Annotated in this window: 19 protein-coding genes and 2 pseudogenes; 12 read left to right on the top strand and 9 right to left on the bottom strand. The window is 59.0% G+C overall.

What is annotated here, in order from left to right:
• The first annotated feature begins 81 nt into the window (after positions 1–81).
• On the top strand, positions 82–618 hold the full coding sequence (locus CU048_04235) for a DUF1465 domain-containing protein (protein ID QBR70610.1): 537 nt from the start codon (positions 82–84) through the stop codon (positions 616–618).
• Positions 619–955: 337 nt separating this feature from the next.
• Here the strand turns inward: CU048_04235 and CU048_04230 are convergent, their stop codons facing one another.
• Positions 956–1,168 carry a hypothetical protein gene (locus CU048_04230; protein QBR70609.1) on the bottom strand — a complete coding sequence of 71 codons (213 nt, stop codon included), beginning with the start codon at positions 1,166–1,168 and terminating at the stop codon, positions 956–958.
• Between the two features lie 431 nt (positions 1,169–1,599).
• Here CU048_04230 and CU048_04225 point away from each other — a divergent pair, with 431 nt between their 5' ends.
• Positions 1,600–3,204, top strand: a complete 1,605-nt coding sequence (locus CU048_04225; protein QBR70608.1) for a Na+/H+ antiporter — start codon at positions 1,600–1,602, stop codon at positions 3,202–3,204.
• Positions 3,205–3,231: 27 nt separating this feature from the next.
• On the opposite strand, the gene CU048_04220 is transcribed toward CU048_04225, so the two are convergent.
• On the bottom strand, positions 3,232–3,975 hold the full coding sequence (locus tag CU048_04220; protein ID QBR70607.1) for a hypothetical protein: 744 nt from the start codon (positions 3,973–3,975) through the stop codon (positions 3,232–3,234).
• A gap of 341 nt (positions 3,976–4,316) precedes the next feature.
• Here CU048_04220 and CU048_04215 point away from each other — a divergent pair, with 341 nt between their 5' ends.
• Positions 4,317–5,072 carry a L,D-transpeptidase gene (locus CU048_04215; GenBank protein ID QBR70606.1) on the top strand — a complete coding sequence of 252 codons (756 nt, stop codon included), beginning with the start codon at positions 4,317–4,319 and terminating at the stop codon, positions 5,070–5,072.
• A gap of 40 nt (positions 5,073–5,112) precedes the next feature.
• On the opposite strand, the gene CU048_04210 is transcribed toward CU048_04215, so the two are convergent.
• On the bottom strand, positions 5,113–6,132 hold the full coding sequence (locus tag CU048_04210; protein ID QBR70605.1) for a hypothetical protein: 1,020 nt from the start codon (positions 6,130–6,132) through the stop codon (positions 5,113–5,115).
• A gap of 833 nt (positions 6,133–6,965) precedes the next feature.
• Between CU048_04210 and CU048_04205 the strand changes: the two genes are divergently transcribed.
• Complete coding sequence (locus tag CU048_04205) at positions 6,966–7,418, top strand: hypothetical protein (GenBank protein QBR70604.1); 453 nt, start codon at positions 6,966–6,968, stop codon at positions 7,416–7,418.
• A gap of 480 nt (positions 7,419–7,898) precedes the next feature.
• Positions 7,899–8,144, top strand: a complete 246-nt coding sequence (locus CU048_04200) for a hypothetical protein (GenBank protein QBR70603.1) — start codon at positions 7,899–7,901, stop codon at positions 8,142–8,144.
• Between the two features lie 438 nt (positions 8,145–8,582).
• Here CU048_04200 and CU048_04195 read toward each other — a convergent pair whose 3' ends face one another.
• The 4 genes from CU048_04195 to CU048_04180 all read right to left on the bottom strand — a co-directional run bounded on the left by CU048_04195 (position 8,583) and on the right by CU048_04180 (position 11,947).
• Positions 8,583–9,374 carry a hypothetical protein gene (locus CU048_04195; GenBank protein QBR70602.1) on the bottom strand — a complete coding sequence of 264 codons (792 nt, stop codon included), beginning with the start codon at positions 9,372–9,374 and terminating at the stop codon, positions 8,583–8,585.
• Positions 9,371–9,901 (bottom strand): RNA polymerase subunit sigma, encoded by a 531-nt coding sequence (locus tag CU048_04190; protein QBR70601.1) that lies wholly within the window; start codon positions 9,899–9,901, stop codon positions 9,371–9,373. Before CU048_04190 ends, CU048_04195 begins: the two co-directional genes overlap by 4 nt.
• Before the next feature lie 59 nt (positions 9,902–9,960).
• Positions 9,961–11,433 (bottom strand): hypothetical protein, encoded by a 1,473-nt coding sequence (locus CU048_04185; GenBank protein ID QBR70600.1) that lies wholly within the window; start codon positions 11,431–11,433, stop codon positions 9,961–9,963.
• Positions 11,434–11,494: 61 nt separating this feature from the next.
• Positions 11,495–11,947, bottom strand: coding sequence for a DUF305 domain-containing protein (locus CU048_04180; protein QBR70599.1), 453 nt, complete (start codon positions 11,945–11,947; stop codon positions 11,495–11,497).
• Between the two features lie 507 nt (positions 11,948–12,454).
• On the opposite strand from CU048_04180, the gene CU048_04175 reads away from it, so the two are divergent.
• The 5 genes and pseudogenes from CU048_04175 (at position 12,455) to CU048_04155 (ending at position 15,539) form a co-directional block, all read left to right on the top strand.
• A complete protein-coding gene (locus CU048_04175) occupies positions 12,455–12,973 on the top strand; it encodes an ArsR family transcriptional regulator (GenBank protein QBR70598.1) in 519 nt (172 codons plus the stop codon).
• Positions 12,973–13,905: a protein tyrosine phosphatase gene (locus CU048_04170; GenBank protein ID QBR70597.1), complete on the top strand. Its 933-nt coding sequence runs from the start codon at positions 12,973–12,975 to the stop codon at positions 13,903–13,905. The genes CU048_04175 and CU048_04170 overlap by 1 nt, the downstream gene beginning before the upstream one ends.
• A gap of 2 nt (positions 13,906–13,907) precedes the next feature.
• On the top strand, positions 13,908–14,360 hold the full coding sequence (gene arsC, locus CU048_04165) for an arsenate reductase (glutaredoxin) (protein ID QBR70596.1): 453 nt from the start codon (positions 13,908–13,910) through the stop codon (positions 14,358–14,360).
• Positions 14,361–14,372: 12 nt separating this feature from the next.
• Positions 14,373–14,969 (top strand): annotated as a pseudogene (locus tag CU048_04160) (arsenical-resistance protein).
• A 117-nt stretch (positions 14,970–15,086) separates the two neighbouring features.
• Positions 15,087–15,539, top strand: a pseudogene (locus CU048_04155) (arsenical-resistance protein).
• 91 nt (positions 15,540–15,630) lie between these two features.
• Here CU048_04155 and CU048_04150 read toward each other — a convergent pair.
• Positions 15,631–15,864, bottom strand: coding sequence for a thioredoxin family protein (locus CU048_04150; GenBank protein ID QBR70595.1), 234 nt, complete (start codon positions 15,862–15,864; stop codon positions 15,631–15,633).
• Between the two features lie 15 nt (positions 15,865–15,879).
• Complete coding sequence (locus tag CU048_04145; protein ID QBR70594.1) at positions 15,880–16,944, bottom strand: hypothetical protein; 1,065 nt, start codon at positions 16,942–16,944, stop codon at positions 15,880–15,882.
• A 558-nt stretch (positions 16,945–17,502) separates the two neighbouring features.
• On the opposite strand from CU048_04145, the gene CU048_04140 reads away from it, so the two are divergent.
• Complete coding sequence (locus CU048_04140) at positions 17,503–20,019, top strand: ferrous iron transporter B (GenBank protein ID QBR70593.1); 2,517 nt, start codon at positions 17,503–17,505, stop codon at positions 20,017–20,019.
• Complete coding sequence (locus CU048_04135; GenBank protein QBR70592.1) at positions 19,911–20,255, top strand: hypothetical protein; 345 nt, start codon at positions 19,911–19,913, stop codon at positions 20,253–20,255. The genes CU048_04140 and CU048_04135 overlap by 109 nt, the downstream gene beginning before the upstream one ends.
• Positions 20,256–20,305: the final 50 nt, after the last annotated feature.

Genomic DNA, 20,305 nt, shown 5'->3' with positions numbered 1-20,305 from the left:
TCCCCAAAATCATCGCTCCTTGCAGCCGGGTTTGTGCGGCTGTAGGGCGGTCAAGCTTTCGCCCTGGGGAAACGGCGCATCATGGTTCAATCCTTATTTCTAAAACAAGATAAAACGATATCCTTTGGCGAGAAGCTGGCCGCTTCCGAACAATTCGACATTCTTTTCCAGGAAGGCATGGATCTGGTCGGACGGGCCGCGGCCTATCTCGACGGCGATGGCCGGGAGGAGGCCAAGCGTCTGTCCCGGTCCGCGGCGATCGCCTATGCGGTCGAAAGCATGCGTTTGACCACACGGCTCATGCAGATTGCATCCTGGCTGCTGCTGCAGCGGGCCGTCAATGAAGGCGAATTGAGCCGGGCCGAAGCTTCGGCGGAAAAACGACGGATTCGTTTGAGCGAGCAAGACACCGTGTCGAACAAGGAAGCGCTTGCAAAACTGCCGCCGCGCTTGCGGGATTTCGTCGGCGTTTCATTGCGGCTTCAGGCCCGCATCATCCATCTCGATCTGCTGATCTACAAGCCGCGAGACCAGCGTGGCCGGGAGAGCTTGCCGCCAAGCCCGGTGGAGAGACAGATCGAACAGCTGCGCGCCGCGCTCGGGGCCGGCAGCGGGTAGCTTTTCAGATCGGCGGCGACCTGCGGATATTGCGCGGCGAGCGCTTCGGCGTCGCCTCATTCGACATCGACCGGCAAGACGCCCGGCCATTCCGTGCTGGCGCCCAGGAACCAGCGCCGGCTTCCGATCAAAATTGGGTATCACCGTCTCGGACGATTTCGCAACGCTCGACCGAGACGGCGTGGCTCCGCAAGATCTGTTCGCAATGGGACCGATGCTGCGTGGGCAGTATGGGGAGATCAATGCGATTCCTGAAATTGCGGTCCCGGCGGAGACGCTCGCCAAACGTCTCGGCAGTTCGCCTAAACCGCCTGTCGCCCCATGGCCGCCGTGGACCTCATTGCGATACGTTGCCGGGACCTTCCGGACGCTCCGGATCGGCGCCCAGGCCTCGTCTCCCGCGGGTTCCGGAATGATCGAAGCGATAGCGGTCCCAGCGGGAGGGAGCGACGCTGCGGTATTCGTAAAGCCCGTCCGGCCGATATGAAAAGACAGGGGGAGGGTAGGGCGGCTGTTGTGCCAAGACGATGTCTGTCGACCCCGACAGCATTACAACAGCGAGCGCAATCATCTGGGTTTTTGATTTGGTCATGTCGTCCTGCCTAGCGTTAGCTGTGACGCTCCGTTCTTTGAAGCTTCTGTGACACTAGGTAGACCCACGGAGCGGGCCGGAAATTCCCGCCGGCGAAATTTTTTTGATCGAATGCGATCAGCCAGGTTTTCCGGACATCCCCAGGCACCATAGCTGAAGCGCCAGCGAGATCGCGCTCGTGGGCTTGATCCGCTAGGCTTGTGTTCTGACCTAGGCTATGCGGGGACCAAGCTCTACCCGAACCGCTGCTAATGATCGGTGGCATCGCAAGTTGGCTCGTAGAGGCACCTTCAAAATCACTGCCGATCAAGCTGTTCCACCCCCGCTCAACGCGATAGCTAAATTGACTTAGTCTCGTGTTTTGCCATCATAGCGGACAGGCGAGGCGCATGGTTTCGACGATCCAGATTCTTGTATTGCTGCTCGCCGTGGTTGCGGCGGTTGCCGTTCTCTCGGCCCGACTCGAGATTCCGCCGGCCATTCTTTTGGTGCTGAGCGGGGTCGTCCTCGCGCTTGTCCCCGGCCTGCCGAGTTTGGAACTTGCTCCGGAGCTGGTGCTCCTTCTGGTGTTGCCACCCGTTATCTATGCGTCTGCGGTGGCAATGAGCTGGCGGGAGTTCCGTTTCAATTTGCGCCCCATTTCGCTGCTGGCCGTGGGTTGCGTCGTGTTCACGACGATCGCGGTTGCGGCAGCAACTCATTGGCTGTTGGGTTTAGCGTGGCCCGTTGGCTTCGTATTGGGCGCCATCGTTTCACCGCCGGACGCCATTGCGCCGCTCTCTATTGCTCGCAGAATGCAACTGCCCAGGCGGATCCTTGTCATCCTCGAAGGCGAAGGACTGGCGAATGATGCCACCGCACTCATCCTCTATCGATTCGCGGTCGCCGCCGTAAGCGCCGGCACATTTTCGCTCGACCAAGCCGCGGCAACATTCGCTGCCATCGTTGCCGGCGAAATTGTCTGGGGGATTGGCGTCGGTTGGCTGGTATTGCGCTTGCGGCGCTGGGTCCGTGATCCGCGAATCGAGATCACGCTCTCGATTTTAACGCCATTCCTGGCCTACTGGCCTCCGGAGCATCTGGGCGGTTCAGGCGTTCTCGCCACAGTGACTGCCGGGCTCTACATCAGCTGGAACGGCCTCCGGCTCATCAGCGCTGCGACCCGCCTTCAGGGCATATTCTTCTGGGATTTGTTCATCTACCTCATCGAAGGCATGGTATTCCTTATCACAGGTCTTCAGGCGCGGACCTTGATCGCCCGCGTCGGCGATCATTCGATCCCGGAGCTGCTCGTCTCCGCGGCAATCGTCTGCGCCGTGGTGATCGCGACGCGCTTCGTCTGGATGTATCCTGCAACTTACCTTCCGCGCTGGCTCTTTCCGCCAATCAGGCGCAAGGACCCGTCGCCGCCCTGGCAGTGGCCGTTTGTGCTGGCCTTCACCGGAGTTCGCGGTATTGTCTCGCTCGCGGCAGCGCTCGCGATTCCATTTGCAACCGCGAACGGCCAACCCTTCCCTGACCGCGACCTTATTCTCATCCTGACATTTTCCGTCATACTGGTGACGCTGGTGGGCCAGGGATTGATGCTCCCGACCGTCATTCGGAGGCTCGGCCTTGCCCATGCCGGGTGTCTGGAACGCCTCGCCGACACAATCGAAGAGCACAAGGCACGGCGGCGCGGGATCGAGGCGACGATCGAGCGGCTCGACCAGATCACGTCGGAACGCAATCTTTCTGAAGACATCGTTCAGCCGCTCCGCGCGCGTTACAGCGACAGGCTCAAGCACATCGAGCACAGGAGCGACGGCGATGACGGACATAAAGAGCTCACCAACCTTCACGATGAAATCGAACTCTTGCTGATCGACGCCGAACGGCAGCAGGTTAACGAGCTCTTTCGCAGCGGCATGCTGAAGGATGAGCAACGGCGCAAAATCGAGCGGGAGCTCGATCTGCGCGAGGCGGATCTCGCCAACCAACGAACCGAGGAATGAGCGTGAGGTGTGCTCGCCCCCCGTGCTTCAAACCGGGCCCGGCAAATGCAGCGGCGCCGAACGAAACGTGATGACCACGACATCGCGGCGCGCGACCCCTTGGGGGTCCAACGGACGGATGGCAGTCACCCCATGGAAGACCCGGCTGTCCTGCAGGAAGACGGCATCCATGGGATCGGTCAGCGTGAAGTCGCCCAAATGGGTGTGGTCCAGGCCGTAGATCGAAGTGACCCCGCGTTCGACATTGTTCCGGTTGACCAGCACGACGAGCACCCAGTCGACGCCGTCGCGATGCAGGCCCTCGGGCGTCGGCTGGCCGACTTGTCCGGCATCGGCTTCGATTCGGAACTGGTGCAACTCGACGTGCCAAGCCTCGGGCCTGTCCCGCGCAGGCGTCAATGCGTCAAATATTTTTCGGCCGGCATTAAGAAGTCCCAGGGTCACGGGATGAATGGCGATGGCCTCGGTCACCGGTTCGAACCAACGCTCGATCCCCCCATTGAGCAAATTATAGTCTCGGCTTTGATAGTGCGGCTGGTGCGCCTTGCGAACAATGCCTTCGGAAGAAACCGCGAAGGCCGCGAAGCGCCGGCGACGATAGCGACCCCCATCGGCCATGTAGGTGTCGACGCCGAGGTTCTCCCAGCTCTCTGCGAAGGATGGCCATTCGGCAAGCGCCGTAGGCTTCAGGAGCGCGCGGAACTGCCCCGCGGGCACGAAACTGAACCCGGCCCATCGCACCTGTTCGGCGATGATGGAAATATCGGTCATGGCGTGCCCAGGGCGCTGGACGGACAGGAACAAAGTGGCAGAATCCAACGCATAATCATTCCTCGGCGATTTTCCTCATTGCAGAAGTCGGTGCGGCAGCCGCGCAGGAGATAGACGCAGAGGAGCGCGCCATGTGGCAAGAGCGCCAAATCCGACTCGCGAATTGGTGCGCGCGAAGCCGCATCCTTCCCTTAGACGGCGCGGTTGCCGCACGCTCTAATCGGATTTCCTCTTACACCCGAACCCGGGCCAAAAACTTCGTGACCGTCACATATTTGCCATATCGCGGCGCAGATTTCGCCATTACAGTTAATGTAGTTCCCTCTCGATTTGGTCTCAAAATGTCGCATCTAACTCGCCGCATGATGGTCGCCGGTGTTTTGTCTTCGGCTGGAACTTGTCTCGCCGGTTGCGTCGGCACAAGCTCCAATCCCGCCGTAAATGCTGCGACGCCGCCTTGGCCGCAGCAACAACCCCAAGACGTTGCGGATGCGATTGAGCCGAACTACAGCGCGATCTATGCGGAGCTAAAGGACGAGTCCTTTACTGTCCCAGCCATCAATTCGTCGCAGATCAATTCCGCGTTTCTGCGCAAGAATGTCGCCTATGTCACCAAGGAAGCGCCGGGCACGATCGTGATCGATCATGGCAATCACTTTCTTTACCATGTGGAAAAGGGCGGCAGGGCGACACGCTATGGCGTCGGTGTCGGCCGAGAGGGTTTCGGCTGGGCGGGAGATGCGACGATCAACAGCAAGCAGGAATGGCCGGACTGGTATCCGCCCAAGGAGATGCTCGAGCGTCGGCCCGACCTGATGAATAAAATGGTCGAACTGCAAAGCGGGATCGGTATGCACGGCGGCCCGACCAACCCGCTCGGTGCCCGCGCCATGTATCTTTGGCACGGCAAACAGGACACTCTGTTTAGAATCCATGGCACGAACGAGCCTTGGACCGTCGGTCAGAACTTCTCCTCTGGCTGTATTCGCATGATCAATCAGGACGTGATGGATCTTTACCAGCGCACGCCCGTCGGCACGACAGTGGTGGTGCTTGGTTCCCCAAGCGCGCAGCCGGCCAAGGTCGCGCGTGCCTGAGACCTAGCGCTCACTACTGCGGCAAGATTTGTTTAAACGTTTAATTTAGACGAGCGACGACAACCAGACGTTTAATCTCGCCAGATTGATACGCCTGCAAAAATGCGTTGTAGTTCCTAAAGGATACGCATCCGTTGGAATCACCGTTCGGGCCGAGCATGTAAGTGTGCGCGAGGAGGCCTGTGCGTCCATAGATGTCGGCGCCGCCAACGGGGATGAGGCGCAACGCTTGTACACCGTGGAAGGGCTGCTCCCGCGGCTGAAGCTCATAGACATTCGGCGGTGTGGCCCCACGCATTTTTTCGTTTACGAAGCGGGGATCGTCTAACCTATTGCCGAGTCCCGAGTGCGCTTCCAATCTTGTTCCGTTGGGCAAGTAGACTGTATGTGCTGCGACATCGTAAATGGCAGTCCATCGATCGTAGCGGCTCGACGGACTGGTTGGGATATTCGGCGCGCTACGAAGGACGCCATCTTCCGGAGCCGCGTAGGCGAGGACGCCCGCGGGGGTCTGGGGCATGCCAAAGAACTTCTCGAAGAACGAGCGATTATCGGCGGTGGCGGTTGGGACGGCCGTTCTTCTGTTCTGCTGCGCTAACCGGCGGGCGGACATCGGGAAGTTATGGTTGGCCGGCATCCCTAACTCGGGGGGACGTGGTGTTGGCAAAGGTGCGGCTTCTCCGAGTTGGGAAACTGCTGATCTTGGCACCGGCGGGACGTTTTCCGCCTCTGCGATTGCGAACGCCGCCGAGGGAGCTAGCTCAAGACCGGAGTCCAACGGAAAGCTTTGCGCCAGCGAAACCGGTGCAGAGCCGGAGAAAAATCCAGGGTCGAACAGCGCGCCATAGGGGTTTTCGGCAACGGTTGCCGGACGTGCGACCGCCGGCGCTTCAACGACATTGGGGGCTGCAACCGGACGAATATATTGCATCCAGAGGCCAACCAACCCGATCGAGGCGAGGATGACGGCACCCGGAATGGACAGGGAAAAAATTTTCCGAGATAAACGACCGCGCTTCGATGGGATGAAATTATGCGGCGTATAGATCCCATGTGTCATTCGTCTCGCTTTCCTAATGATTTCATTTCGCGGCAATCCTCCGCGGCGCGAGTTCACGCGATCAGCCACAGAGCTGTGCAGGTGCGTCTCGCCGCTTCCTGAACATCCGCAAAAAAAGCTTCGCAGCCTTGCTGAAGCTACATTGGGGCGATTTTTAGATTGCTGCCGCTCAAGATGTCGTTTTTGATATGGCATCGGCGAAGCTGCGGCGGTCGAAAAGGGCCAGCATGAGCCGTAAAACACCGAACCAGATTTCAGTTGCCCACGCAAACTGAGCCAGATCTCGAGCCAAAGTACCGCAGGCAGACCGTTCGTTCCGGTGCAACTGCGTCATTCAGGTCGAAGCATGGCTGCTGGCAACGCCGGCATTGGATCTCCGAGACAAAATGACCCGGATCAAGCTCGCGGCCTTGGCAGGAGTTTTGCGACGCTACGCAATGATTTATGAGCCGGCTGGAGATTGCGACCATGCGAGATATCGAAGACCTATTAACCGCGCTTATGTTCGGCGGTGTTGTCATTTTCTGCTTACGCGCTTTCTTTTCATGGCTGGATAAGCGAGGCGGCTTTGCATAGGCAGACAGCGTTGTCGCAAATTGCACGCTGCTTGTGTCAGCCGATTAAGCGTGACCAACCCGCGCCACGTGAAAAATTGAGGGACGAGTCCGCGCATCATGCCGGGACAACTTCGGAGTCCTGATCGAGTCGAACGGCCCTCATGGAAAGCTTAAGATTGCCATAGATTGCCATCGGCGAACTTGGCATTGACGCGCAAAGCCCGCGGCAGGGAACTCCTGCCGCCTCGCCGGGTTTTCAGCAAGCCGTAAAAACAAATGGAGGACGCCATGCGACCTTTGCTTTTGACAACTGTTGCGGCGGCGGCTTTCGCCGCGCTGTCCTTGCAGGTGGGCGCACAAAATACCGACCTCAAGCGAGATCAAGGCATGACGGAACGAATGAGATCCGGCATGGACAAACAAGACATGAATATGAAGAAGGGCTCAGCCAAAGACATGTCCGGTCGCAGCTCTGCCACGGGACAAGCCGCAGCCGGCATGGGCCTCGACGCGATGGACCAGATGAGCGTCTCGCCCGGAATGACCGTACCGAAAGGTGTCCGCTTAAACCGGATCCCTAGGGACATGGCAAAGTTTACGCCAAACTACCTGGGCTATCGCTTTGCAATGACAAGCAACAATATCCTCATTGTCGACCCGCGCACGCGCCGCGTTGTCACCGTTTACCGCGGGGAAGGACGTTCCGCAGTCACCACGCCGCGGCACTGAAACCCTTTCAAATATCCTTCGAATAGTCGTTGGCCCGTGTAAATGTCCTGAGGCCAGCGCTTTCACGAAAGCTGCGGCTGAGAATTGCCTTAGCCGCAGTCTCTCAAACTTCAAATGCTTGCCTCCGCGAAATCGTCCCTTAAAATTGCGCTTGAAGTCGCCGTCCTCGACCACGACAGAGCATTGCCGTGCCGCTTGAGACCCGACGGCTGAGAATTTCGCGGCGTCGATGGGCGCCCGCGCGCGGTCCGCGGACAATGATCCAACGCATGGGCCACCGCACACAATCAGCTCTGCCGACCCAATTGTTTGTCCAATGCGACGTCCCATTGAGCGGACTTGTAGGCCACCGCCATGTGGCCTTCCCAGCGAAGCGGCACTCCAGACTTCTCACATTTATGTGTCGGGCGAGGCCGGAATAAATGCGTTGGACTGCCTGTCTTCTTCTGTAGCAGGGCGACATTTATAGGAGAAGTCAGCATGTCGATGGATACCGAAGGCAAAGGAAATTCTATCCGTTCAATGAGGCGGTTCGAAAGCACAATTAAGATGGTGTTTGTCGGGCTTTGCACCTTCCTCGTGGGCGCTTATCTCGTCAGTTATGCGACCGAAGGCGACATGCGAATTGAGATCGCCTCTTACGCTTCTCCGGAAGGCACCGGGCACGTCGGGGATACGGCCTCTTATGCAGCGCCGGAAGGCAATGGGCATATCGACGTTGCGTGATGTTGCTGCTGGTTTCGAGACCCCGCCGCTCAACAAGCGGGGTCTCGAGATCACGCTGAAGAATGTACGGAGTCTACATCATTGGCCGTGCGCCGCTTCAACTCCCTATCGCACAGTCTGGCTGACGCGGGTCTTCTCAGCGTCGAGAACCTGCCGCAGCTCGCGGTGATCGGTGGCCGGCATCCGGACTGAGGGGGCCGGCTTCGAGCGGCAGGAGATTATGCCTGCAGGCTTGGGCGAGAAGAGCAGTGTCATAGTCGGTATTTCCGTCCCGCCGTGGATCGCGCGACGTCCCGCGCTTCGCTCGCGCCGCGCGCGTACAGCGCTGCCGCCTCGGGCTGGAAGCCGGAGTTTGCCGCGTTCGATAGGGCTTGTCCTCTCCCGCGTTTCGAGACCGGAATGAGGTTCCGAACGTCGCGCCGGCGATGAGATCCCTCATCAGACATCCTTCGCCGTCTGCCTCCGAATTTCGTCTGCCAATGGGTGCAAAACCTCCGGAGCGGCGGCACCGACCAGGCTGTAGCCGATGCCGTCTCGCGCCCAGGCAAAGCCGGTGGCTCGCCCGTTCGCGTACTGAGACATCATAGTATTCTTCTCGATCTCCATTGGCCGAACCAGCATCACAAGACGAGTGCCGTGATCATCGTCGTACATGAGCAGGCCGGCCGGACCGTGCGCGGTCGCAACAAGCCGCCCCCCCATGAATCGATAACCTGAAGCTGTAAGGTCAGGCGCAGCTATGGGATGCTGAAGCCGTTGGGAGACCCAACGGACGAGTTCACCGCTGTCAGCCGCTTTGATCTCCACCGGACGGAAACGGTCAGGAGCGTAGACCTCGTAATTGGCTAACGCTTCTTGAGCCAGAGTGGCGATCCCTCTGTTCGCGTCCGGTGACATTCCATGGCCAAACCAGCCCGCTGCTCCGCCTGCCGCGAGGAGGACCGAAGCAGCGACCGCCGAGCGCCAGCTGCTGCGCCAAGCGTTGGCGGGCGGTCTGCGCTTTGCCTCGATCAAGCGGCGTAGACTGAGTTCCGGCGGCACGGGTTCCTGGCCGATGGGTAAGAAAGCGGACCGCAACATCTCGCGCTGGCTAATGAATCCTTGGACCCGTCGCGCGACATCTGGATGTTGCTCCAGATAGGCTTCGACCTCGGCATGGCGCCCCCGGTCGAGCAGCTTGTCGACATAGGCGTGCAGATTGTCCTCGGAGATCGGACGGCTGGCAATCATTTGACCCTCCGCAAGTATTGACTTGGTGTGGACGCGTCGGCTTTGTCGCCAACCAAGGCGTGCAGGAGCTTCTCCCGCGCACGCGATAGCCGAGACATTACCGTGCCGACTGGAATATCGAGAACCCGAGCGGCTTCGGCATAGGACAAATCCTCAACCGACACGAGAAGCAGGACACTGCGCTGATCCTCTGGCAGGGTATCGAGAGCCCGCAGAAGGTCCTGATGGTGCAGCCCCTCTTCTTGAGAAGGCGGACGCGACAGCGTTGCTTCCTCGACATCGTCGATCGCCATGTGCCAACCACGGCGCGTCTTCTGGCGTAATTGGTTGATGGCAAGATTGTGGAGAATCGTGAAGATCCAACTCCGGGGATCACCCTCGGCACGGCGCTGATGCCAATGGCTAATCGTCCGCTCAAGACAATCCTGGACCAGGTCATCGGCCGCGGAGCGATCGCGCACCAACGCGCGAGCGTAGCGGCGCAGGGCCGGGATCAGCGGCTCGACCAGAAGCATCATGTCTTCCATCGCCCTGATCTCCTTTCGGTGACCGCCGAAAGCCAAGAGGTCTCCACACGCCGCAGGAGTTATCGCACCTGAACCTGGACCGGCGGACCAAGCTCGGTCGGCGTACCTTTGACAAGTACTAGATAGCGCCGATCACTCCTGCCCTCGGCCTGCACGACTTGCCGAATCGGTCCGATTGAGCTGACAATCGCCGCTCCTGCCGGATTGCTCATGAAGGCCGACAGCGGCTCCAGCATACCAGCCCCGGCCTCGTCATGCGACAGTGCCAGAACATAGGGCTGCTTGGGCTCGAGTCCCGTTACGGACGCCTGCAAGACCTGCACAAGCCCCTGGTCGAACAGGGAGACACTGGTCGGCGCCGTCTCCATGGTGTCGGACGGCTTGCCGTCAGCGAGCGGCGCGAGCGCGAGATGAGCCGTCTGTCCAGCGATGCCGAGAGCTTGCAGGCCCTTTGTGCCATCGCCCTCCGGAACTGCATTCTGGACGTAGGCAATCGCTTGGGGAGCCTGACCGATAGGCACGGTCGCGATCACCTGGTTTGTGAGCGTGTCGATCGCGGCAAGCGCGTCGGCATTTTCGAGACCGACATAGATCCGGCTGCCGTCGCCGGAGGGCCAAATGCCGTGCGGCAGTTTGCCGACCGGTATGGTTGCGACCTGCGAGAAATCGTCGGCGCGGAACACCTTGACCTCGTTAAGGCCGCCGATCGTCACATAAGCGAAAGTGCCATTGGCATTGTGCGCGAAATTGACGTGATTGGTGATTGGGCCTGTGTCGATGGTCTTGAGGACGGAGAAGGGGGGCCGGGCTTCGAAGACCATCGTCTTACCGATATCCTTCAATGTGAACCAGACCTGCTTCCCATCTGGCGTCGCGGCGATGTTGGGGCAAAAGGGACTCTCCTGCTTTACGCGGCCGACGATTCGATGATCCGCGACCGAAATCGCCACGGTTTCCGGGTTGAACGACGAGCAGACATAGCCGTACTTCCCATCGGGCGAGAAGATCTGCATGCCGGGGCCGGCGGCAACCTTGATGCGGGTCTTCTCCTCGAAACTGTTGGCGTCGAGCACGGACACGTAATCCTCGCCGCGAACCGTGACCCACACCTCCTTGCCATCCGGCGTGAAGAACGCCTCATGCGGCGAACGTCCAACATAGGTCGTATGCTTCACGGCATTGGTGGCGGTATCGATGAAAGTGACGGAGTTCGACCCGATCGAAACCACGGCGATTGTTTTATGATCCGGCGAGAAGCCCAGGCCATGCACCAGAACCTGGCCCTTGTAGAGCGGGCTGAAATTGGCCGGCTGCGGATCGCCAAGGCGAATGACGCCGACCAACATGTTGTCGACGGGATCAGTCACCGACACCGTGTTCGAAAACTGCTCCGCCGCATAAATACGGTCGTGATGGCTTATGGGAATATCGGGATCATTGGCCGCGCTCGGGGCTTGACCGCTGATCGCAGGTCCTGTCCCGCATAGACCTGTCGTCGCGAGCAGCGCGATCGCAAGGATGATCCCCTTCATGGTTCAGCTCCTGTTTCGTTGCATCACATCAGGATACGCGAGTCCTGCCGGCTTGTGTTGATTACGGATCGGCTTTCGACGCTGGCACCGATTGCGTAGGGGAGGCCATCGAGGGCACCAGGGGCTCGCCGATTGCCAGCCGCATCACCGCAATCTCCTGCTGTTGCGTGACGATAATTTCCTGTGCGAGGCGCTTGAGCTGCTCATTCGTGCCATAGCGAAGAAGAGCCTGGGCCATGTCGATAGCGCCCTGATGGTGGGGCTCCATCATGGCCACGAAGTCGCGGTCGATGTCGCCGGTCGGCTTCACAGCCATGCCTTTCATCATGAGCGCCATGGCAGCTTCGTTCTCAGCAAGGTAAGCCGCTTCGCGCCGATGTCCCGCTTGCGCTGCCCGACCGTTCTCGGGGATCGGAGGCGTTGCATTCTCTGCCAAAACGAAGGAAACGAACCCAAAGCCCAGCACGGCCACGAAAGCGGTGGTGATCGTGCGAATCCCATGGCGGTGACGCATATCCAGCTGGCCTCAAGAGATAATTGATGGCTGTCTATTGGGTAGACATGCACGATCTCCATTTATTCCGCGGGCCACCAATATTTTTCTTTGGAAGGAATTAGCAGATGTAGGCGGCGTCAAAGCCCTGGCCAAACGCCGTTCCGCGCTGGAACGTCAAAGCCATTGCAAGACAATGCAACTGTGGGGCTCAAAGCGACATCTATGCTTCGCGCGGGTAAGTCTTCGCGAGGGGGCTGGACGCAACCTGTTGTGCTTTGGCCGTCCAACCGATCTGATCTCCTGAAACGTCGCAGGCGGGAAGGTTCGGATCCAGCGCGAACGCAGTTTTCCCTACTGCAGAGTTGCTTGGTCCTGATGAGTGACCACTGTGCCGGTCCTTAGGGCGTTCAGCCTGACTCGTTCTTTGGTCTTGCCTGAAACGCGCAGTCGATATAATATCTATTTGTCGATAATATTCGACATATCGATGTAAATGAAAATCCTCAATTTTCGCAAGGGGAAGTCATGGCCGATGGCAAGATCTACAACGTCCTTTTCCTCTGCACCGGCAATTCGGCGCGCTCGATCATGGCCGAGGCGATCCTGAATCGGCTCGGCGCGGACCGGTTCAAAGCCTATAGCGCCGGCTCTCATCCCAAGGGTGAGATCCATCCGCGTGCGGTCGCGATTCTGGAAAAATCGGGCTTCCTGACGGACGGGTTTCGCTCGAAGAGCTGGGATGAATTCGCTGGGCCCGGCGCCCCGCCGCTCGATTTCGTGTTCACTGTTTGCGATGACGCCGCGAAAGAACAATGTCCCTATTGGCCGGGCCAACCGATGACGGCCCATTGGGGCCAGCCGGATCCGGCCGCCGCCGAAGGAACCGAGGTCGAGAAACATCTGGCGTTCGCAGATGCGTTCAGGATGCTCTACAACCGCATTTCGATCTTCACTTCACTGCCGATGAAGAGCCTCGACAAGCTCTCGCTTCAGCGGCAGCTCGATGAGATCGGCAAGACGAACTCCGTCGAGGAGAAAGCTTGATGGCCCGGACCTCCAGACCGGTCGCGGGGTCGGGGCCCGAGCGCTTCGAAGGGGCCGATGCGCTACAAATTCTCGGCGCCTTGGCGCAATCGTCGCGTCTCGAAGTGTTCCGGCTTCTCATTCGCTATCTGCCCTATGGCCTCGCGGCCGGCGACATCGCCCGGCTTCTTCTTGTGCCGCACAATACCTTGTCGACACATCTTGCGGTGCTGGAGCAGGCAGGCCTCGTAATGGCTCGGCGCGAGGGCCGCTCTATCATCTACGCGGCGAACCGCGCTCGCGCCCTACGGCTCGGCGCCTTTCTCCTTGAGGATTGCTGCGGCGTGACTGAGAAGATCTGCGGCCCGTCGGATACGACCGATGCTGCGACTCTGTTTCCAGCCAAACGAGAGGGGCTCACGTCAGACAAGACATATAACGTTCTGATTGTTTGTACCGGCAATTCCGCCCGCTCGATACTTGCGGAAGCGATATTGAACAAGGAAGGAGCCGGTCGCGTGCGCGCCTTTTCGGCCGGCAGCCGGCCGAAGGACGAACCGAACCCTCATGCGCTCGCATTGCTGAAGGACCTCGGTTACGAGACGGCCGGATTTCGGTCCAAGAGCTGGAATGAGTTCGCGGGGCCGGATGCGCCGCACATGGACTTCATCATTACGGTCTGCGATTCGGCGGCGGGCGAGGCTTGCCCCCGTTGGCCTGGGCATCCGCTCGTCGCCCATTGGGGCATACCCGATCCGGCGGCCATCGAAGGCACGGAAGCCAAGAAGCGCGCCGCCTTCATGGACGCCTATCGCTGCCTTTCCGCGCGGGTCTCCGCCTTCGTCAATCTTGATTTTGAAAAGCTCGATCTTGCGACGCTGAAACAGAAGCTGTTGGACATCGGCGCCATGGACGGCGCAACGGAGAAAACGCTCCAGAGCAAGGCTGCGTAACGATGGAGACCGGCGCCGACGCCAGGCCCATTGCGGTCACGATCTACCACAACCCGTCCTGCGGGACCTCGCGTAACACGCTTGCCATGATCCGCAATGCCGGGATTGCGCCGACGATCATTGAATATCTCAAAACGCCGCCGACTCGTGAAATCCTCATCGATCTCATTGCAAGGATGGGGATCCCGGCGCGGGCGCTTCTTCGTGAAAAAGGTACGCCCTTTCACGAATTGAATCTCGACGATCCTTCACTGGGCGACGAACTCCTGCTCGATGCAATGATGGCCCATCCGATCCTCATCAATCGGCCTATCGTCGTGACGCCCAAGGGCGCGCGGCTGTGCCGTCCTTCCGAGTTGGTGCTCGATCTTCTGCCATCTCAGTTTGGCGAGTTCCGCAAGGAAGACGGCGAGCTTGTCATCGACGCCGCGGGTCAGCGGGTACTGAAAGTTTAGGGAGAAATCTGTATGTCCGGATTCGAGCGTTACCTGACCCTTTGGGTCGGTCTCTGTATCATCGTTGGTATCGTCCTGGGTCATTTTCTCCCTGGTGTCTTTCATCTGATTGGCGCCGCCGAAATTGCCAAGGTGAACCTACCGGTTGCGATTCTCATCTGGCTGATGATTATCCCGATGCTCGTCAAGATCGATTTCGCCGCGCTTCATCAGGTCAAAGAGCACTGGCGCGGCATCGGCGTGACCTTGTTTATCAATTGGGCGGTCAAACCCTTCTCGATGGCGGCGCTGGGCTGGCTGTTCATCGGCCATCTCTTTCGGCCCTATCTTCCAGCCGATCAGATCAATTCTTATATCGCCGGGCTCATTTTGCTCGCTGCCGCGCCCTGCACAGCCATGGTCTTCGTGTGGAGCAATTTGAGCAAGGGCGAACCACATTTCACTCTGTCGCAGGTCGCGCTGAACGATGCGATCATGGTCTTCGCCTTTGCGCCGATTGTCGGTCTGTTGCTGGGCCTTTCAGCGATCACCGTGCCATGGGATACGCTCGTTCTTTCGGTCGTTCTCTATATTGTCCTGCCGGTCATCGCCGCGCAATTGATCCGCCGCCGACTTCTAGATCACGATGATTTTGGATTGACTCAATCCAAAATCATGAACGTGATCGATTCCAAAAGTTTAGAGCGGGATGCGGGCGGAAAACCGGATTCCACTTTTCCTCATCCCGCTCTAGACGCTGGCGGAGAGGCGTCGCTCGGGCGCGTTCTCGGTTTCCTGCAGCCCCTGTCCCTGGTGTCGCTGCTGGCGACGCTCGTTCTCCTGTTCGGCTTTCAGGGCGAGCAAATACTGCGTCAACCGCTGGTGATCGCACTCCTCGCCGTGCCAATCCTCATTCAGGTCTATTTCAACTCTGGCCTCGCCTATCTCTTGAACCGTTTGGCAGGCGAACGACATTGTGTGGCGGGGCCTTCGGCATTGATCGGGGCGAGCAATTTCTTCGAGCTTGCGGTCGCCGCCGCGATTTCGTTGTTCGGCTTCGAGTCGGGTGCAGCTCTTGCAACCGTTGTCGGCGTGCTCATTGAAGTTCCCGTCATGCTGTCGGTGGTTGCAATCGTGAACCGCAGCAAGAACTGGTATGAGCGCGGCGTGGCCGCTCCTCTCGCTCCGGTAAAGCGATGACGGCGATAGTTGCCATTAACCGTGTGCTTTGCTTTATCGAGCATAGGAGCTGTCCAGATGTTGGGAGTGGTGGGCCGACCACAGAGCTTCATCAGATCAACCACAGCTCGACCTTTTCGCGGCTCGGCACGCCGCCTGCGTGGACAACCTTCCCATCGACTACAACGCCAGGCGTCGACATGACGCCGTAACTCATGATGTCGCGAAGATCTTCGATTTTCTGCAGGTTGATCGCAAGGCCCTTCTCCTGGGCGACGCGTTCGATAAGCGCCGTTGTGTTCTTGCAGTTGGCGCAACCGGGTCCGAGCACCTTAATGTCCTTCATGACGATTACCTTTCTTCAGGAAAAGAGCGCGTTGAACAGGAAGCCCACCGCGAGAATGCCCAGGCCGACCACGCCGATAAAGACGGCGATCAGCTTCACACTCAGTACCTTGCGCAGGATGATCATCTCAGGCAGCGAGAGCGCGATGACCGACATCATGAAGGCGAGCACCGTGCCGAGCGCAGCGCCTTTGCCCAGAAGCGCCTCGACCACAGGGATGATGCCTGCGGCGTTCGAGTACATCGGGATGCCGATCAGGACGGCGGCGGGCACCGACCACCAAGCGTCCTTTCCCATGATGGAGGCCAGCAAGTCGGATGGCACATAACCGTGGATGAACGCCCCGGCGGCAATGCCTGCGATGATCCAAACCCAGACTTTGCCGACGATGTCGCGCATCGCCTCGATGCCGGCTTTGATCCGATCGACCAGGCTCAGCCGGTCGGCCTGCAGGTCGACGGCGCCTGAGCGGGCGCTGCGGACCCATTCCTCCAGCCAGCCTTCGAGATGCAACCGGCCGATGACCCAGCCCGAAACAATCGCCACCGCGAGGCCGAAGGCCAGATAGGTGAGCGCGATTTTCCAGCCGAGGAGCGCAAACAACAGGCCCAGCGCCACCTCGTTGACCATCGGTGCTGCGATCAGGAATGAGAACGTCACGCCGAGCGGCACGCCGGCTGAGACGAAGCCGACGAAGAGCGGCACTGCCGAGCAAGAGCAGAATGGAGTGAAAATGCCGAGGCCGGCGGCCGCGACATTACCGAGTCCCTCGCGCCGTCCGGCTAGCAGGATTCGCGTGCGCTCGGGCGAAAAGAAGCTGCGCACCACGCCCATGGCGAACACCACGAGCGTCAGGAGCATCAACACTTTTGGCGTGTCGTAGACGAAGAACCTAATCGCCTCCTCAAGGTGGCTGCCGCGCTCGAGGGGCAGGAGCAACACGACCCATTCAGAGAGGGGGACGAGTTGGCCGTAGACGGTGAACCAAACTGACACGGCGATGGCCGTCCCAGCCAGCCAGACTACCGCGGACGGCTCGCGCGGTTGCTTGCGCAGGATCAATGACGTGTCGGAACTCATGCTGCTTTCCTCGTCCCGGCGTCGGGCAGACTTGCGAGTACGGCGTCGACGATCATGGCTAGATTATCTGGTAAATGCGGCGACAAGGGACGATAGATACGAGCTTTCAAGTGTGCTCCTCATTCGCGTGGGCTTCTCTTTTTCTCAGGCGTGCGTGATAGGACTGAGCCGATACCGACTGTCCGCAAATCATGAAAACGTGATGACGCCGGCGCGTCAATCGGCCCCCGCCGCCTTTGGAGCGCTACGATGAGGCCAAGCTACAGCGTGCAACGATCAGGCGCCCTGATTTAGGTCAATCATGATCCCCCAATCCGATCCTAACATAGGTTTGGTAGGAGGCCCCGCCAGACTTGGCTGGTAGAGCATATTGGCGCCTACAAACGTCAATTTACTCTTTCAATTCGCATTCCTCGACCTCGCCGTAATTTTTGCGAGGACAGGAAAAAGCAGCGGTTGGCCGCTTCTTCTCGATTTTGTTGCTAGGCCGGTGTCAGGGTTTCCTCTCCTTGTCCGTTACAATGTTAGAAGGGGATGTGTTCCCTTACTTAAGGTTCGATGATGGCAATTGACTTTGGTGATCTGAAAGTCGGTGAACGAGGCCGCGTCATAGGCTTCAAACCCGGGGGTATCGCCCAGCGGCAGAAATTACTGTCGATGGGGGTTACGCCCGGCGCTGAATTCACTGTCGTTCGGGTTGCTCCGCTTGGTGACCCGGTCGAGGTTCGCGTGCGCGACACCTCCCTCAGCATGCGCAAGAACGAAGTGTCGGCCTTGTTGATCGAGCGCGTCAGCGCTGCGCTCACGATCGCGATCATCGGCAACCCGAACTGTGGCAAGAGTACATTGTTCAACGGCCTGACAGGGGCGAGGCAGCGGGTAGGAAACTGGGCCGGCGTCACGGTAGAGAAGAAGGTGGGATTTTGCCGGTTCGGAGATCAAACCGTCAAGGTCGTCGATTTGCCGGGGATGTATTCCCTTGATGCGTATGACGAGGCTTCCTCTATCGATGAGCGGATCGCACGCGACTATATTCTCTCGGGCGAAGCCAACCTTATCATCGATCTCGTCGACGCTTCCCACTTGGAGCATAACCTTTATCTAACAACGCAATTATTGGAGATGAAGGCGCCGTTAGTTGTCATCCTCAACATCATGGAAGAGGCCAAGGGCCGGGACGCGGAGTTTGACCTCGAAGCTATCCAACATCGACTGACTTGCCCGGTCATGGCGGTGGTCGCCTCCAAGCGGAGAGAAGTCGAGGGACTCAAGGCAGAGCTTCAGCGGCTCGCCGAGAAGCAACCCCTACCCAGCCTCGCCATTGACTACCCGCCGTTGATTGAAGACGCGATCTCAGACCTGTCGCGATTGATTAGTGAAGGTTCGGGAACAACTCGCTTCGAAAGCCGCTGGCTGGCGGTCCGCTTGCTAGAAGGTGACGCATTTGCGACCCATGAGGTCGGCAATACGGTGAGAGAAGCGAAAGAGGCGCATGCTAGCCAAATTGCGCAAGAGACAGGCGACGAGTCCGATATCCTTATCGCGGACAGCCGTTACCGTTTCATCCATGCATTAGCTGGCGAGGCGCAGCCCAAGCGCGCCGCGGCGGGTCCTAGTATCTCGGCCCGGATCGACCGCGTGGTGCTGAATCGGCTCCTCGGTATCCCCATCTTCCTCGGGGTTATGTATTGCCTGTTCTTATTTACGATTCAGCTTGGTCGAGCTTTCAAGCCATTTTTCAATCAGCTTTCCAATATCTTCTTTATCGAAGGTTTCGGGCAAATCCTCGCGCAGCTCAACGCTCCCACATGGCTTAACGTCCTGCTCGCCGGCGGTGTCGGCAATGGTCTTCTTCAGGTGGTGAACTTCATTCCTATCATCGGGTTTCTTTACCTTTTCATTTCAATGCTCGAAGAGTCGGGCTACATGGCCCGGGCCAGTTTCGTCATGGATCGTCTCATGCGTTCCCTGGGTCTTCCGGGAAATGTGTTCGTGCCCATGGTGGTTGGCTTCGGTTGCAATGTGCCCGCCATCATGGCGACGCGCACGTTGGATCGCCCCCGAGATCGAATCGTGGCCGTGCTGATGGCCCCGTTCATGTCCTGCGGCGGTCGTCTGGCGGTGTACACGATATTTGCCGCAGCCTTTTTCCCAGCCGAAGGCCACCTCGTGATCTTCGGCATGTATCTCCTCGGAATCGTTTTCGCGATGATCACCGCGCTCTTGATGAAGCAAAGCTTGCTCACTGAAGAACGCGCGGTGCACGTCCTGGAGTTGCCATCCTATCATCTGCCCAAGCTGAGAAATGTGTTGATCAGTACCTGGACGCGCGTGAAGGCTTTCGTATTTCGTGTGGGCCAGTTCATCATCCCGATGGTGCTTATCCTGAAGCTGCTAAGCGTGTGGGGAACCGACGGGTCATTCAACCAGCAGCCGATTGATCGCTCTCTTTTGGCCGCGGGCGGGCGGGCGATCACGCCGGCCTTGGCCCCGATGGGCGTCCAGGAAGATCAATGGCCCGCCACGGTCGCGCTCCTGACCGGCGTTCTGCATAAGGTCGTGATCGTGAGCACCCTGGAGTCGATCTATTTGGACGCCCAGAAGGCGCCGCCGGCTGCTGCGGAGGGAGGTTTCAACCTGGTGGAAAAGATCGAGCGGGCGGCGATGACCATTCCGCAAAATCTGAAAGCCCTCATCGGGCTTAGCCCAGCGGCGAGCGCGCAGGGAGCTCACAGCGGTCTCGCGCCCGCGTTGGCGAGCCGGTTCGACGGCAAGGTCGGGGCGCTTGCCTACCTCATATTACTCCTATGTTACCCATGTATCGCGACCACGGCGGCGACCGCGCGCGAGACTAACCGACGGTGGACGGCGTTGATGGTGTTTTGGACGGTTAGCCTTGGCTATGGTGCGGCTATTTTATTCTACCAGATCGGCACGTTTGTCTCTCATCCATCCTCATCGACCGCATGGATATTGAGCGTGCTGACGTATTTCGTCGTCCTCGGCGTGGCGAGCGCCTATTTCGGGATGAGAAACAGGCGTGTGTCGGCAAGCAAATTGGTCGCCAAAGCCTGATGCTGACCGAGATCAAAGAGTACCTGATAACGCACAAGCGGGTATTTGTTCCCGATGTTGCTACGCATTTTAATATTCCGCCGGAGGTGGCGCGTGCGGTGCTCGATCATTGGGTCCGAAAGGGCAAGGTCTCGCGGCTCGATGTCGAGGGTCAATGTCAAGCGGGTTGTGGCAAACCCTGTAGTGGGCCGCTGGACGTTTATGAGTGGATCGACCGGGCGATACCGAGTGCTTGATGGCGGGCAGCCCTGTGTTCAGGCAGTTTTTGTCGGCAGAAACTGGATCA

It is taken from the genome of Beijerinckiaceae bacterium, assembly GCA_004564215.1.
In the GTDB taxonomy this organism is placed as follows: Bacteria; Pseudomonadota; Alphaproteobacteria; order Rhizobiales; family Beijerinckiaceae; genus Methylocapsa.
The sequence above is the reverse complement of the archived record's forward strand: the minus strand, read 5'-3'. Positions and strand labels throughout refer to the sequence as shown.